Genomic DNA, 14,962 nt, shown 5'->3' with positions numbered 1-14,962 from the left:
TTGCCTCACTCTTGTAGCGTGTCGCTGCTATCAAAATGCTGACCAGACCCCATGTCTGATGAATACGGGATAAACTCTACGGCTTCTAAATCAAAGCCCGCTAGAGAATATTTTTTGGGTGAGCTGAGTAATCGCATTTTTCGAATTCCCAGATCCCGCAATATTTGCGAACCAGTTCCTACAGTTAAATAGGTTCCAGAACCACTTTTGTCAGCATTTTTGCCTGATTGAGGCGTCAGTGCTGACACAAAATTCATCGCCAAATCCGTCTGTTTATCCGATACATCTACTAACACGACAACACCTTCGCCGTTTGCTGCAATGTACTGCAACGCATTCGACATCGTCCAACTCAATGAACCATCTTCGCGCACAATATTGGCAAAGTCCCGAGCAGGATCCACCACATGCACACGAACCAATGTAGGTTCAGCATCACTTGGCTTTCCTTTGACAAACGCCAAATGGGACAGGTCTTGTACAGTGTCTCGGTAGGTAATCAGATTAAAATCACCCGCCTCCGTATTCACCACTTGTTCAGACTCCCGAACAACTGTTGTTTCGTTTAGCGTGCGATAGTGTATCAGGTCGGCGATTGTACCAACTTTTATCCTATGTTTCTCGGCAAACTTCTCTAAATCTGATCTTCTTGCCATCGTTCCATCATCATTTATAACTTCAACGATAACAGAGGCCGGTTCATAACCCGCTAAACGCGCTAAATCACAACCTGCTTCAGTGTGACCCGCTCGACTCAAAACCCCTCCAGGTTTGGACATTAGAGGGAATACATGGCCGGGCTGCACGATATCGTCCGGCTTGGCGTTTGCCATTACCGCCCGCTTTACTGTCAATGCTCGATCTGCTGCTGAGATACCCGTTGTAACCCCGTCAGCAGCTTCAATAGACACGGTAAAGTTTGTGCTGAAAGCGGCGCCATTGCGGTTTACCATTAATGGTAAATTAAGCTGCTGGCAACGCTCTGGGGTTAGCGTTAGACAAATCAATCCACGCGCATGCACGGCCATGAAGTTAATGATCTCAGCCGTGACACACTGAGCAGGAACAATAATGTCGCCTTCATTTTCGCGGTCTTCATCATCCATCAAGATAACCATCTTACCCAGACGCATATCTGACAGAATCTCTTCAATCGAATTTAGAGCCATTTTCAAAGTCTTCTTTTTGCACTCTTTAATAGCACTATAGTTCAATAATTGATTAGAAACCGCGATCTCACTGAAGGTGAGTCATTATTCCTCTAAAAGAGCATCATCCAAATATTTTGGTCGATACACAATTCTAAGATCATTCCCTACAGGTCGCACCGATTCAAACTCTAAATCCACGGCATCTTTCATTGCTTCAATCGGTAGACGCATTAACGGTCGTGCGTCTGAGCCCAGTAATTTCGGCGCAACGTAGACAATCAGCTCATCCACCAACCCGTCTTGTAAAAATGCGCCTGCAAGCTCTGCTCCGGTTTCAACCAGCACTTCGTTAATGCCTTGATCAGCAAGTACGCCCATGCATTCGATTAAATCCATACGGCCATCTTCACCAACAGGTGCAAACTCGATATTTACCCCAGATTTTTTCAGCGCATTGTAGTGTTCCTGCTCAATGTCTTCTTCGACACAAAACATCAATGTTTCTTTACCCGGTTTTAGAATCTTCGCTTCAGGGGGAATCGACAAAGCGGTGTCCATAATGACTCTAAGCGGCTGACGTACTGACGTTGAATCAACCTCTTGATCATCGCAATCAATTCGAACGGTCATACTTGGGTTATCAACAATGACCGAACCAATTCCAGTAACAATTGCGTCGCTTTGAGCACGTAATCTCTGAACATCAAGGCGCGCTGCGGAGCCTGTTATCCATTGGCTTTCACCCGATTCCATAGCTGTGCGGCCGTCCAAACTCATCGCCATTTTCACACGAATATAAGGTAAGCCTTCACTCATCCTTTTATTAAAACCCGGATTAAGCTGAGCACATTCGTTTTCTAACACTGGGCCGATAACTTCAATGCCTGCCTTTTTCAGTTTTTTCAAACCTTGTCCTGCAACCTGAGGGTTTGGATCCTGCATTCCGTAAACCACTGTCGCAATTCCAGCAGCAATTAAAGCATCTGCGCAAGGAGGTGTTTTACCTTGATGACTGCACGGTTCCAACGTCACATAAGCCGTCGCACCTTCGACACTCTGCGTTGCGCTCGCAAGTGCATTAACTTCTGCATGACCTTCTCCCGCTCGTACATGGAAGCCGGAGCCGATAATTTGCTCACCTTTTACAATCACACATCCTACGCGAGGGTTTGGGTGAGTCGTATACGTCCCTTTTTGAGCAAGCTTTATAGCTTTACTCATGAATTCAATGTGTTTCTGCATCGGGTTGCTCATTTGTTGTCGCGTCTGCTGTTAATTGGTTTTCGGGTTACCGCTCTCTAATCGCTCAATCTCTTCACGAAACTCACTGATGTCTTTGAAGCTTCTGTAAACGGAGGCAAAACGCACATAGGCAACCTGATCAAGTTGCTTTAGTTGATCCATCACGGCTTCGCCCAACCAGCGAGACGCAATCTCACGTTCGCCTGTTGCCTGCATTTGCTCTTTAATTCGAGCGATCGCCGTTTCTACATCTTCGATGCTTACCGGTCTTTTCTCGATTGCTTTAAGAATGCCCTGACGTAATTTTTCATCATCAAAGGGCACTCGACTGCCATCACTTTTTATCAGTTTTGGCATTTGTAATTCTGCTATTTCGAACGTCGTGAAGCGTTCCTGACATTCGTTGCAAGTACGACGTCGCCGAACTTGTGCGCCTTCAGAAACAAGACGCGAATCAAGAACTTTGGTATCTTGAGCTCCGCAAAATGGGCAACGCATGATTCATCCATCATTTAGTTGGTGTACATTAAAAGCTCTCCAATTGGAGCTTGTGCTAAACCAAATGATATCAACCGAACCCAACGATAGAAAGCGAACATTGAGGATTAGAACAGATGTTACTTGGAGAGTTATCCGGTTTAATTGCCGCTCTTTGCTGGACAAGCACCAGCCTCATGGCACCGGGCCTAATAAAGCATTTCGGCACAACGCGCTTTAATGTAATACGCATCTCTATCGCGAGTGTGATTCTTATTACAGTTTGCCTTATTCAGCAGCGGTTTGACCCGACTTTATGGGATTACGCACTGCCGTTAGCACTGTCAGGGTTTATCGGTATATTTTTGGGTGACACCATGCTTTTTAACGCTGTACACCGCTTAGGACCCCGAAGAGCCGGTGTTATCTTTGCCACCAATGCGCCTGTATCCATACTGCTTAGCTGGTTATTCTTGTCCGAAACACTGTCCTTTTTAGAGCTGGTGGCTTGCGCGATCGTCTTACTTGGCGTTGTTGTCTCCATTTTGTTCGGTAAACGTGGCTCAGCCCATGAATGGGAACAAACGAAAGGGCGACTTTGGGTCGGGATTTTCCTTGCATTCGGAGGCGCCGTTGGGCAGGCCAGTGGAGCGCTCCTTGCCAAACCCGCTCTGTTAGCTGGAGCAGACCCTTTCGCGGTGTCCGCTTTTCGGGTGACCGTGGGCGCGACCGCACTGTTGCTGGTTTTTTTAGCGTATTACCGCCCAAGGCTTTCTCCTGAACTCAGCCCGCTAAAGGCCATTCCAATTCAATACTTCTTCAAGCTCGCAGGTATGGCAACGATTGGCATGGTACTTGGTATGAGCATTTTAGTGTGGGGCATCGGTAACGCAAACGTCGGCATTGTAATGACTCTCTCTGCCACCGTTCCTGTTCTGGTTTTACCCGGACTTTGGCTCACTACTAAAATACGCCCCGCGTTTGGCGCTTGGATGGGCGCCTTGCTCGTTGTAATAGGATCAGCGATCATTATTTTTGATTGAGGCTTTTTTTAATTGGTCGGACATTTCAGTTCGCTGGGCACTATTTTGAAGGGAAAAACCAGATAGAACAAAGTTGCCAACAACAGAACAACATGACCCGCGTTTCTTAGTAACTTCCCCGTTACGAGATTGCTACGCTGTGCTATCCTAAACGACTATTCTGGGCCATTAATTGACACAATTAGTGGCTAATCTGACTTCTTTTAAATTTGCAAGCAACCCAATAGGAACAGACAAAAGCTTATGGCACAGTTTGTATACAGCATGAATCGTGTTGGGAAAATCGTTCCCCCAAAACGCGAAATCCTTAAAGACATCTCTCTCTCTTTCTTCCCCGGTGCAAAAATCGGTGTACTTGGTTTGAATGGATCAGGTAAATCGACGTTATTGCGTATCATGGCGGGTGTGGATACCGAACATAATGGCGAAGCACGTCCGATGCCGGGCATTAAAATCGGCTACTTGGAGCAAGAACCACACCTTGATCCGACTAAAAACGTTCGCGGCATCGTTGAAGAAGCCTTCGCTGATGTCATCGAGGCCATGGCGCGCTTAGATGCAGTATACGCTGAATACGCTGAACCCGATGCTGATTTCGATGCGTTGGCAAAAGAGCAGGGTCAATTGGAAGCCTTGATCGAAGCAAAAGAAGGCCACAATTTAGAACGCGCCTTGGAAGTTGCAGCAGAAGCACTTCGCCTGCCACCTTGGGAAGCGAACGTCGAGCACCTTTCAGGTGGTGAACGTCGTCGTGTGGCACTGTGTCGTTTATTACTCGACAAACCAGACATGATTCTTCTAGATGAGCCTACCAACCACTTGGATGCAGAGTCTGTAGCGTGGTTAGAACGCTTCTTGAAAGATTACCCAGGTACCGTGGTCGCCATTACCCACGACCGTTATTTCTTAGATAATGCAGCGGGTTGGATTTTGGAATTGGACCGTGGTCACGGTATTCCATACGAAGGTAACTACTCTTCTTGGTTAGAACAAAAAGATGCTCGTTTGGAACAAGAAGCGAAACAACAAGCCTCTCATCAAAAAGCCATTAAATCTGAGCTTGAATGGGTTCGTCAAAACGCCAAAGGTCGTCAGTCTAAGTCCAAAGCGCGTTTAGCTCGTTTCGAAGAAATGAACTCTCAAGAGTTCCAAGATCGTAACGAAACCAACGAATTGTACATTCCACCTGGCCCTCGCCTTGGTTCTAAAGTCATCGAAATCGAAGGCGTGAGCAAGAGCTTCGAACATAAGATGCTACTAGAAGATTTCAACATGGTCGTACCACAAGGCGCGATTGTTGGAGTCGTTGGTGGTAACGGAGCCGGTAAATCAACGCTGTTTAAAATGATCGCTGGCACCGAAAAACCCGATACTGGCACCGTGACTTTAGGCGACACAGTTCAACTGGCTTACGTTGACCAAATGCGTGAATTAGATGGTGACAAAACCGTCTTCGAAGAAATTTCGGATGGTCAAGACATGATCACGGTTCACAACTACAAAGTGCCGGCTCGTGCTTACATTGGTCGCTTTAATTTTAAAGGCTCCGATCAACAGAAATTCGTTAAGCACTTGTCTGGTGGTGAGCGTAACCGTTTGCACTTGGCTAAGTTACTTAAAGAAGGTGGCAACGTCTTGCTACTGGATGAGCCGACCAACGACCTAGACGTCGAAACCTTACGTTCATTGGAAGATGCGTTATTGGCCTTCCCGGGCGCTGCCATTGTGATTTCCCATGACCGTTGGTTCCTAGACCGTATCGCGACTCATATTCTAGCCTACGAAGGTGATTCTAAAGCGGTTTTCTTTGAAGGAAACTATCAGGAATACGAGGCCGACTACAAGAATCGTACCGGTAATGACGCAACACCTACTCGTATTAAATACAAGAAGATTGACGCGTAATACAATTTTTAGTGTTTAAAACTCAGCAATAAAAAAGCGCTTCTGGTTTTACACCCGAAGCGCTTTTTTTAATCTCGCCAGTTCTTACATCACTTTAGCTCTTAGACTTTAAAGCTACCGACTTGCACATTCAGTGCTTGGTAAAGGTCTGAGATCTGAGTCGATTGTGTTTGGATCACGTCAGCGACGGATTGAACTTCATCAGACTGCCCTTTCAATGAATTTAAATTCTCATTGATATCATTTGACACAATCGCCTGCTCTTGTGTCGCTTGTGCGGTTTGCGCAGCCATCTCTTGAACCTTACCGAATGACTCTTGCAACGAACCAAATATACGTATTACTTCATCAAAATTCGATACGGTTTTGTCTGCATTGGAACGACTGTTTTGTATCGCTTTAGACGATTCTGATACGTTAACTTTTAACTGCTCAATCATCGATTCGATCTCATTGGTACTGTCTTGAGTTCGAGTAGCAAGCGTTCGAACCTCATCCGCAACAACAGCAAAACCACGACCTTGTTCACCGGCACGAGCCGCTTCTATTGCCGCGTTTAGCGCCAATAAATTCGTCTGCTCTGCAATATTTCGAATCACTTCAAGAACCGAGGCAATGGCTTCAGAGCTTTTTTGCAGTTCATCGGATCTTGTTAAGGCATCATCAATGTCGAGCACTAACCCTCTAATTGCACTGTTAGAACCATTGACGGCGGTGATACCTTGCTCCGCTAGCTGATTGGAATTTTGCGACTCATTTGCTGTCTCGCTAGCAACATCCGACATTTGTTGGTTGGCCATACTCATTTCATGTCCGGCACTCACAATAGAGTTAGAAGCATTAACCAAGGCTTCTGTCACACCTGCTGTACGACTTGAGGCGCTGTTAAGCTCTCCCGTCATACCACCCAACGAATGAGCTTGAGTTTGGATCGTTGTAATAATGCCTCGCAAACGTTCAACAAAGTTGTCGAACTCGTTTGCTAAGTCGCCTAATTCATCTTTCGCCGATGAATTAATACGCTGAGTCAGATCACCATCACCTTCTGCAATTTCACGAATTCGCACCGCAAGACCGTTCGCTCGACCCGCAATTTGTTTTGGTACAATCAGACCAAACAGGAATACAATCACCAACGTAATAGCAATCGCGACAATACTGAGCATTTCTCTTGAGTTCACAAGATCCTGTATTTCCTTACCGTCTTGCTTAGCATGAAGACCAACGACTTCACCCGCTTTGTCTAAAATGCCTCTGAGATCTGAGAATTTTTTGTCAGATGATGCAAGCTCATCTGTAACGTCTATACCTGATTGACTGCTTTTCAAAAGCGCAGCACTTTGTGATCGCCATTCAGAAAACAACGAATCAAAGTTTTGGAAATCTTTGTACAATTCTGGATATTCTTCAACGTGCTCTCGATAAAAATTAAATCGATCAATTACTTGCTGAGCATTCTCATCAAAGTCTGTAAACAGTTCGTCAAAAGAGCCTTTTTTTTCTATTAGTTGCTCCATTGCAAGTCGTGCTTGGTAAAAATCACGGTCTGCATTTAATACGACTGTAACCGCTTCAAAGTAGTTTTCAGCTTGGCGACTCATTGCTGATTTTTGAGTCTCAATTAAAGAAGTCATCACAGCAAACGTTCCGACCAGAATAACAGCAAGCAATAATATGGGCGCGGTTATTTTTGTTCTTATCGACTGTAAGCGCATAGCCATTACCTTCATCAGTTGTTAGTTACAATTGCAGTTTAAATAAGTGAAAATTTGCTCACAATAGGCACTAACATATCCCTACATGAGTCATCATTATTGCTTACAAAACTCAACACCTTTACCTACATCTACCAACATCACTTTCCTACAATATTCGTAGGAAAAAACCTACAAAAAAACAAGATACCCCTGTGTAATATAAGGACTTTTATCGATCTAAGCTAAAAAAACAAACACAGTTACATAACAAATCGTTCATAATTTCGATTACAAATATTCACCTAGCTCATACCATATGATTTACTGTATCAAGACTATTGATTGATTTTATAGGGGAAAGAGATGAACATTGTTAATGCTCGATTGAGAAAAAAGGACGCTCTATACACTGTCAGAATAAGCAACGGGGTGTTCACCGCAATTGAAAAGCAAGTCGGAGCTGCTACTGCTAACCCCTCTGATATCAACGCTGACGGCAATCTTCTATGCGCTCCATTTGTCGAGCCTCATATCCACTTGGACGCCGCGCTCACCGCTGGTGAACCTGAATGGAACCGAAGCGGAACACTATTCGAAGGCATCGAACGCTGGTCACAGCGTAAACCTATGCTCAACGAAACAGATATTAGAGAACGCGTAACCGAAACTCTTGAGCTTCTAATTGAGCAAGGTGTCCAACACATTAGGACACACGTTGACACAACAGACCCATCACTTGTCGCTCTCAAAACCCTATGCGCCATGCGAGATGAGCTAAAAGAGACATTAGACATTCAAGTTGTTGCGTTTCCCCAAGAAGGGATTCCGTCTTTTTTGAACGGTAAAAAGCTCATGGAAGAAGCGATGGAAATTGGCGCGGATGTGGTGGGCGGCATCCCACACTTTGAATACACTCGCGAGCTTGGTGAGCAATCTGTCAAATATTTGGTTCAATTGGCACTCAAATACGACAGGCTCATCGACGTTCACTGTGACGAAATTGACGACCCTAATTCACGCTTTCTTGAGTTTCTGGCATACGAGGCACTCAATCATGGCATTGGTGACAGAGTGACCGCCAGCCATACCACGGCCATGCATTCCTACGACAACGCCTACTGCTCTAAACTGTTTAGACTGTTGAAACATTCAGGGATTAATTTTATCTCATGCCCGACGGAAAGCATTCATCTTCAAGGGCGCTTTGATACCTACCCTAAACGTCGCGGCGTAACACGCGTTAAAGAACTCAATGAAGCGGGACTGAACGTGAGTTTTGCTCAAGATTCCATCTTTGATCCGTGGTATTCACTTGGCAATGGAAAATTACTCAGAACGCTGGATTCAGGTCTGCATATCTGCCAGATGATGGGATATGATGATTTTGTCAGTGCATTGGATTTTATTTCAGACAACAGCGCTAAAACACTAAAACTGGAAAAGTACGGAATAAAAGTAGGAAACCCTGCAAACGCTATTTTATTGAGCGGGTTCGACGACTACAGCGTATTGAGAAATCAGGGTGATGTGCTTTTAAACATCAGAAAAGGTAAGATCCTTATGCAAAAGCAGCCGGCCAAGCTTCTAAGCAAAGTGTCACTGTCAAATAGCAAGAGTGGATAAAAGCCATTACACAACGCTGGTATCAGCGCTAACACATTAAGCCATATCTATGAAAGACAGCGAGAAACTTGCACTGCTCAAAGAACTGAATGAATCAAAAACAACACGTAAATCAGACGAGGCAATTGCGTTTTTTGATCTGAATTATAAGCCCGCGTTTGAGAAATTAGAGGCTGTGAAAAAGACGGTTTCTCTTCTCGTGTTGGGCATTGCACTTCTTCTTGGGCTGTCGATCGCTCCCAGTACCTTTGATCTAAGTAATGGCAATAAAATCAATGTTTTTTGGCTTTTATTGCTCTTATTAGGTGCCAACACATTTAGCATGGCGTTATGGTTTATTACGAGCCTAATGCGACCGTCAACAAATAACCATTGGCATCGTTGCATCCAGTCGATCATCCAACTCTGCTCTCACCTTATTAGAGTAGAACGAAACACTGTTATAGCCTACCAAAGACTGCATCTGTCAAACCAAAATGGCAAATGGATAACAAGCGCAATTATGCACTCTGCTTGGCTATGCTACCTAACAGGTGGTTTGGCGAGCATCACTGTCTTTTTGATCACTCACGAGGTTCATTTTGTCTGGGAAACAACCCTTCTTAGTCATGCTGATTTCCAATCATTTACACAGCTACTGAGTACCTTACCTAACCTATTAGGTTTATCCGTTCCTAATGGGCTTGAGGTGCAACTTAGTGTCATTTCTAACCCCGAAAGATTACCCGCACTTCAACAAAAATGGGCGTACCTAATTCTGTTTAGTCTCGTTTTATATGGCGTTGTTCCTAGACTATTTTTGGCGATTTTATTTGGCATTAAATACAAACTATCAATTTCTCAGACAATAAGGCGTTCATTAAAAGAAGACCACATTGCGCAAAGAGAGCAACATCAAACCGTTGTTCTTGATCCAGACCCTAATCAAAATACTAACGCCTCACCTGCTCGTTTTAACATAAAACAAGCCTTACCCTCTGATTTTAAACCGCCTCTTTTTGGTTTCGAGTGGGCTAGCAGCGAGGTAAATGGTATCGCTTTGCAACGCATTAACAACCGCAACGATCAAAAACACTTCATCGAAAATTGCTCCTCCTATGATGCCTTTACTTTGTTGGTTAATGGCGAGCTTTGCCCTGACAGAGGGTCATACCGATTTTTAATGCAAGTAGCGCAAAACAGCAGGCATTTTAAACTGCTCATTTTCGGAGAAACATTCAAAGATCAATGGGTTCATAGCGCCCACAGCGCTGCAATAGATTTCGACAAGCTCTTGTACTGTAACCTTAATAAGGACGATCAAAGTGCCGATTAATCTACTCATTGTAGGCCATGCAAATACAGGCAAAACGTCCCTAATTCGAACGCTCATTAGAGATAAAGGCTTTGGGCAAGTGGGCAATACAGCGGGGACAACTCGCCACGTCGAAGCGGTTGATATAAAAGTAGACAATCACTCGGTTCTACGGCTCATCGATACACCGGGATTTGAAGATTCTATAGGTCTTTGGGATGTACGATGCCAACCGGAATGCGCCACGCTAACCAATGCTCAATGGATTGAGGACTTTCCCAATACGCTGTTATCAAAAAGAGAGTTCGAACAAGAAGGAAAGATCCTTAAACAACTGGCTCATGCAGACATAATTCTCTACGTCATTGATGCTCGACAAGCGCCAATGGGGAAATACTTAGACGAACTGAGTATTCTTGCCTGTGCGAGCAAACCCATTGTTCCAATTTTAAACTTCAGCCAGCCAGAGACTGAACAACAACGACAATGGCAATCTATTCTCGCTGAGCGTCACCATCACACATTTGTAAAGTACGATACCGTGGCGTTCTTTTTTGAAGATGAAAAACGTTTATATCAAACCCTTCAGAGCTTAGCGCCTTCCCAGTATGATTCCCTTCAAGTATTGCTCGACACACGATATGAAGCAGCGCAACAACGACGTGTCGAAGCCATAAAATACGTCGCTGAGATGCTTTTCTCCTGCGCATCGATGCGTATTGAAAGCGATACTTATCCGCCACAAAAGAATATTCAGGAAGCATTCGAACACGCTATTCGGTCCATTGAACAAAGTACCATTATGCGTTTACTTGCCTTATACGAGTTTCAAAAAGACGATACAAAGATCCACTCTCTTCCTATCGAAAATAACCGTTGGCAACAAGATTTATTTTCTCCAGAAAGCTTAACAGAATGGGGTATTCAAGCAGGTGCCACAGCCATGACAGGGGCTGCAATTGGAGCGAGTATCGACATACTCAGTGCAGGGTTATCACTGGGAACAGCAACCACCCTAGGTGCGTTACTGGGCGCTAGCTGGGAAACAGGAAAACACTATAAAGAAACGCTAAAAAGCAAAGTCATGAAAAAGCATCTGCTCTGCCTTGAAGATGCAACATTGACCCTACTCACCTTACGAGCCATTTCCTTAATTAAACATTTACATCAACGTGGCCATGCAACGCTGGAAGCGTACAAATTAGATGAAGGCGTAAACAGCGATATAAAATCACTCGGTTCCCAGTTTTCAAATGAGTGGAAAATCATTCGCCAACGACCCGAGTCCAATGACGTTAATTCAGCAAAAAACCAAAAAATTATTACAGGCCTAAAATCCAAATTAAATACTTATATCGTTTAATACCGTGAGACCTTTGCACGAAGTCACGAGCAAAGGTCTCAAAAAATATAGGTAGTTATCGGGAACGGCTTTCTTCTTTTGCCTGATGCATTAACGCTTCGCAACGAGCAGTTAACTCTGCCACATCATGATCAGTAAGGCCTTTGGTGCTAATCGGCTCTAGTACCTTCACAGTGACCCCACCATTGTGCCATCGATTCAACTTTACTTGTCCGTGTGTATCACTGCAAACCACCGGTATAATCGGTACACCCGCTTGGATCGCCGCGTGGAACGCGCCACGTTTAAAGGGTAACCAGCCTCGTCCTCGACTTCTCGTCCCTTCCGGAAACATCCAAATAGACAGCCCTGTTTGCCGCATTTTTAATACGATATCGGTAATGCGCGCGATGGCTTTGTTTCTATCATGCCGCTTAATTAAAAAGTTTCCACTCGCCCAATATAACGTGCCAAAAAAAGGGATCCACTTTAATGTCGATTTCCCAACAGTCACAACATTGCGCGGCACGACATGAGCGACTGTAAAAAGGTCATAATTATTTTGATGATTCGCAACATACACAGCTTGCTCAACGTCATTTGCTTTCGGGTGTACAACCGACGTCACGGTGAAGCCAAACAATCGAGATGCGTACGCAAAAGCTCTCCCTAAATAATAGACTCTATCTCTTGCCCGTTTCGGTATCGGCGCTAAAAAAGCACACATAACTAGGCCGCCTAACGACACCAAAATAATGAGAACGACCAGAATAACCAGACGAACAATAGCCAGCATTACACATTAACTTTTGTCGAATTAAAAGAATGTCGCCAAGTAATATAATCGTCTGGAGAAAGCGGTTTAGCGAAGTAATACCCTTGAATTTTATCGCAACCTAGCGACTTCAATATGTCTACGCCTTCCAGATTTTCAGCGCCTTCAGCGGTGACTTTAAAACCAAGGCTATGTGACAACTCGATCGTAGCCCGCACAATGTATTTATCATTTTCACTGCTGTCTAAGTATTGCACGAAGGCTCGGTCTATTTTCACCTCATTCACAGGCAAATCTCTTAGGTAAGACAAAGACGATTGCCCCGTACCAAAATCATCAATCGCCAAGTGAAATTGCTTTTCCTGAAGCTTTTGCAAGACCGATACAACCTTGTCGGCGTCAGACATTACCGCACTTTCTGTCACTTCCAAAGAGATAGCCGAGACAGGCAAACGCTTTTCATTTAGCTTATTACTTAGCCAATCAGGCAAAGCTTCATTTACAAGATCCAATGCCGATAGATTAACCGCTACGGTCACTTTATCCCCAGCATCCCACCACGATGCGACCTGATCAATGACTTGATCCAATACCCAAAACGTAAGCTGCTGAACGTTACCTGTTTGCTCCAATAAACCAATAAACTCATCGGGAGGAACAAAACCTAACTCAGGATGAACCCAGCGAACAAGTGCTTCCGCCTCAGAACAGCGGCTCTCTTGTATCGCAATTTTCGGCTGATACACCATGAACAATTGACCCGCTTGAAGCGAATTATCAATATCATTAATAATGGTTAGGTTTCTTTGATTTATTTCATCTAAACCTTGCTGATAAAACGCAACACCAAGCTCACGCTCTTTGGCGCGACTGCTCGTTATATCAATACGGCGCATTGCATCATTTGCGGTGGTGATCTGCTCTGATAAAGGCAACACACCGATCGTGACTTTTAAACGGATTCGTTGGTTAATGCCCTTTTCAATTTCATGTTGAACAATCTCCTTCAGCTGAAGGCAATCTTCTTCTTGATGATGTTGCGACAGGATAACCGTAAACTCATCCCCTCCGGTGCGCGCCACATATTCAACATCAGGGCTGATGTTAGAAAGAATCGAACCAGTCTTTTTCAGCACTTCATTGCCCGCATCAAAACCCATCATGCTGTTTATGTCTTTGAAGCGTCTAATATTGATACGAAGCAACGCGCCAAAATTTCGAGGCAGTTGATTGGTTAATTCACGCTCCAGTGCCGATCGATTATATAAGCCCGTCAAAATATCATGAGAGCTTCTAAAAATAATCTCTTCTTCACGATTAAGAATCGCCTTTTCCATCGTATGCATGGTATTGGCCAATACGCCAAACTCGCCGACTACTTTGGGGATATGTTCTGTTTTACCCAACCCGATGGCTTGAGCATAACCAACCAGTTTTTGTATTGGCTTGGACAAGGAGCGCGCCATAACCAATGCAACCAGCGCAGCCAACATCAAAGTAAGTGCAAATATAAGAGTGAGATTGCTTCTGGCTTCTTCGTACCCTTTCAACCAAGGCGCATACGGCAAATGAACGATTCCCCATTCTCCGCCGACTTCATCCAACTTAACAGCGGACGAAAGATACGCTTCATTATCGGTAAGCTTGGGCGTTTCTATATAGTTTTTAAGCATAGAAGGTGTCACCACCCAACTCAGATCTTCAGCCGGAAGACTTGAAACAGTATGCTTTATTTTTGAAGATTGTTCGCTGACGAAACTTACGTCTAACTGGGTAATGCTGGCAATGTGCTTGGCAAAAACCTCATCGAGTTCAAAGGACATTCCAACCCAAGCGATAAGGTTGGGAGCACGAACAGGCACCAAAACTAGCTGAGAAACATAACCGTCCACCCCCACCAAATTGTTAATCGATCTCAGGCCTTGTTTCCTTGCTTCAAGCACTCTTTCTGTTACAAAGCTGACATCTTGAATTTCCTGAGTGGAGGCAATTAACTGGCCATTTGGCGAAAACAGCATTGCACTGTCGGAAGATATTCTCGCGCCGTGGTTTTCCAGTACCGATTTAATGGTGCCAATATCTTGAGTTGCAACAGCACGCTTAAAGCCAAAATCAGACGCCAGTATACTGACGCCAGTTGTAAGCTGCTTGGCTCTGTCGCTTAATTGAAGCTTTAATACATTAACAGCGACATCAATGGCATGGACACCTTGACGGTAATTGTCGGCTTTTAATGAGTTGAGTACGGCAACTGCCGTTCCAACTTGAACGACCGCAAGAAGCCCCACAATAAACAATACGAGTCGAGCACGAAAACTCCTAAACACAAAAGCTCCTTCAAAGAATGCGGCGAACAGGATTAATTCTTCTAATTAAATACTATTCACAGAAAAAAAACACGATTTAATCTGTC

Annotated in this window: 11 protein-coding genes; 5 read left to right on the top strand and 6 right to left on the bottom strand. The window is 44.5% G+C overall.

The genetic code is table 11. The annotated features are described in order from the left end of the window. Positions 1 to 5 precede the first annotated feature (5 nt). From ribBA to nrdR, 3 genes are all read right to left on the bottom strand, one after another. Positions 6 to 1,169: a bifunctional 3,4-dihydroxy-2-butanone-4-phosphate synthase/GTP cyclohydrolase II gene (gene ribBA / locus DFP79_RS15935; protein WP_133504941.1), complete on the bottom strand. Its 1,164-nt coding sequence runs from the start codon at positions 1,167 to 1,169 to the stop codon at positions 6 to 8. A gap of 84 nt (positions 1,170 to 1,253) precedes the next feature. Then, positions 1,254 to 2,393 carry a bifunctional diaminohydroxyphosphoribosylaminopyrimidine deaminase/5-amino-6-(5-phosphoribosylamino)uracil reductase RibD gene (ribD, locus tag DFP79_RS15930; protein WP_243730297.1) on the bottom strand — a complete coding sequence of 380 codons (1,140 nt, stop codon included), beginning with the start codon at positions 2,391 to 2,393 and terminating at the stop codon, positions 1,254 to 1,256. Between the two features lie 30 nt (positions 2,394 to 2,423). Beyond that, a complete protein-coding gene (gene nrdR / locus DFP79_RS15925) occupies positions 2,424 to 2,891 on the bottom strand; it encodes a transcriptional regulator NrdR (protein ID WP_133504939.1) in 468 nt (155 codons plus the stop codon). A gap of 116 nt (positions 2,892 to 3,007) precedes the next feature. Here nrdR and DFP79_RS15920 point away from each other — a divergent pair, with 116 nt between their 5' ends. Then, complete coding sequence (locus DFP79_RS15920; RefSeq protein ID WP_133504938.1) at positions 3,008 to 3,913, top strand: DMT family transporter; 906 nt, start codon at positions 3,008 to 3,010, stop codon at positions 3,911 to 3,913. A 243-nt stretch (positions 3,914 to 4,156) separates the two neighbouring features. Beyond that, positions 4,157 to 5,818 (top strand): energy-dependent translational throttle protein EttA, encoded by a 1,662-nt coding sequence (gene ettA, locus DFP79_RS15915; protein ID WP_133504937.1) that lies wholly within the window; start codon positions 4,157 to 4,159, stop codon positions 5,816 to 5,818. A 101-nt stretch (positions 5,819 to 5,919) separates the two neighbouring features. Here the strand turns inward: ettA and DFP79_RS15910 are convergent, their stop codons facing one another. Next, positions 5,920 to 7,533, bottom strand: coding sequence for a methyl-accepting chemotaxis protein (locus DFP79_RS15910; protein WP_133504936.1), 1,614 nt, complete (start codon positions 7,531 to 7,533; stop codon positions 5,920 to 5,922). Positions 7,534 to 7,878: 345 nt separating this feature from the next. Between DFP79_RS15910 and codA the strand changes: the two genes are divergently transcribed. Genes codA through DFP79_RS15895 form a run of 3 tightly spaced genes read left to right on the top strand, consistent with a single transcriptional unit; the run spans position 7,879 to position 11,795 of the window. Beyond that, positions 7,879 to 9,138, top strand: coding sequence for a cytosine deaminase (codA, locus tag DFP79_RS15905; protein ID WP_133504935.1), 1,260 nt, complete (start codon positions 7,879 to 7,881; stop codon positions 9,136 to 9,138). A 49-nt stretch (positions 9,139 to 9,187) separates the two neighbouring features. Beyond that, the gene (locus DFP79_RS15900) at positions 9,188 to 10,453 is read left to right on the top strand and encodes a DUF2868 domain-containing protein (RefSeq protein ID WP_133504934.1); all 1,266 of its coding nucleotides are present in this window, start codon (positions 9,188 to 9,190) and stop codon (positions 10,451 to 10,453) included. Continuing rightward, positions 10,443 to 11,795 carry a GTPase/DUF3482 domain-containing protein gene (locus tag DFP79_RS15895; protein ID WP_133504933.1) on the top strand — a complete coding sequence of 451 codons (1,353 nt, stop codon included), beginning with the start codon at positions 10,443 to 10,445 and terminating at the stop codon, positions 11,793 to 11,795. The genes DFP79_RS15900 and DFP79_RS15895 overlap by 11 nt, the downstream gene beginning before the upstream one ends. Positions 11,796 to 11,850: 55 nt before the next feature. On the opposite strand, the gene DFP79_RS15890 is transcribed toward DFP79_RS15895, so the two are convergent. Both DFP79_RS15890 and DFP79_RS15885 read right to left on the bottom strand, forming a co-directional pair. After that, entirely contained in the window at positions 11,851 to 12,570 is a 720-nt protein-coding gene (locus DFP79_RS15890) for a 1-acylglycerol-3-phosphate O-acyltransferase (protein WP_133504932.1), read from the bottom strand. Further along, positions 12,570 to 14,876, bottom strand: coding sequence for a bifunctional diguanylate cyclase/phosphodiesterase (locus DFP79_RS15885; RefSeq protein WP_133504931.1), 2,307 nt, complete (start codon positions 14,874 to 14,876; stop codon positions 12,570 to 12,572). The genes DFP79_RS15890 and DFP79_RS15885 overlap by 1 nt, the downstream gene beginning before the upstream one ends. Positions 14,877 to 14,962 lie beyond the last annotated feature (86 nt).

Source organism: Marinomonas balearica (assembly GCF_004362145.1).
Lineage (GTDB): Bacteria > Pseudomonadota > Gammaproteobacteria > Pseudomonadales > Marinomonadaceae > Marinomonas > Marinomonas balearica.
Note: the sequence above shows the minus strand (reverse complement) of the source record. Positions and strands in the feature narration are given on the sequence as shown.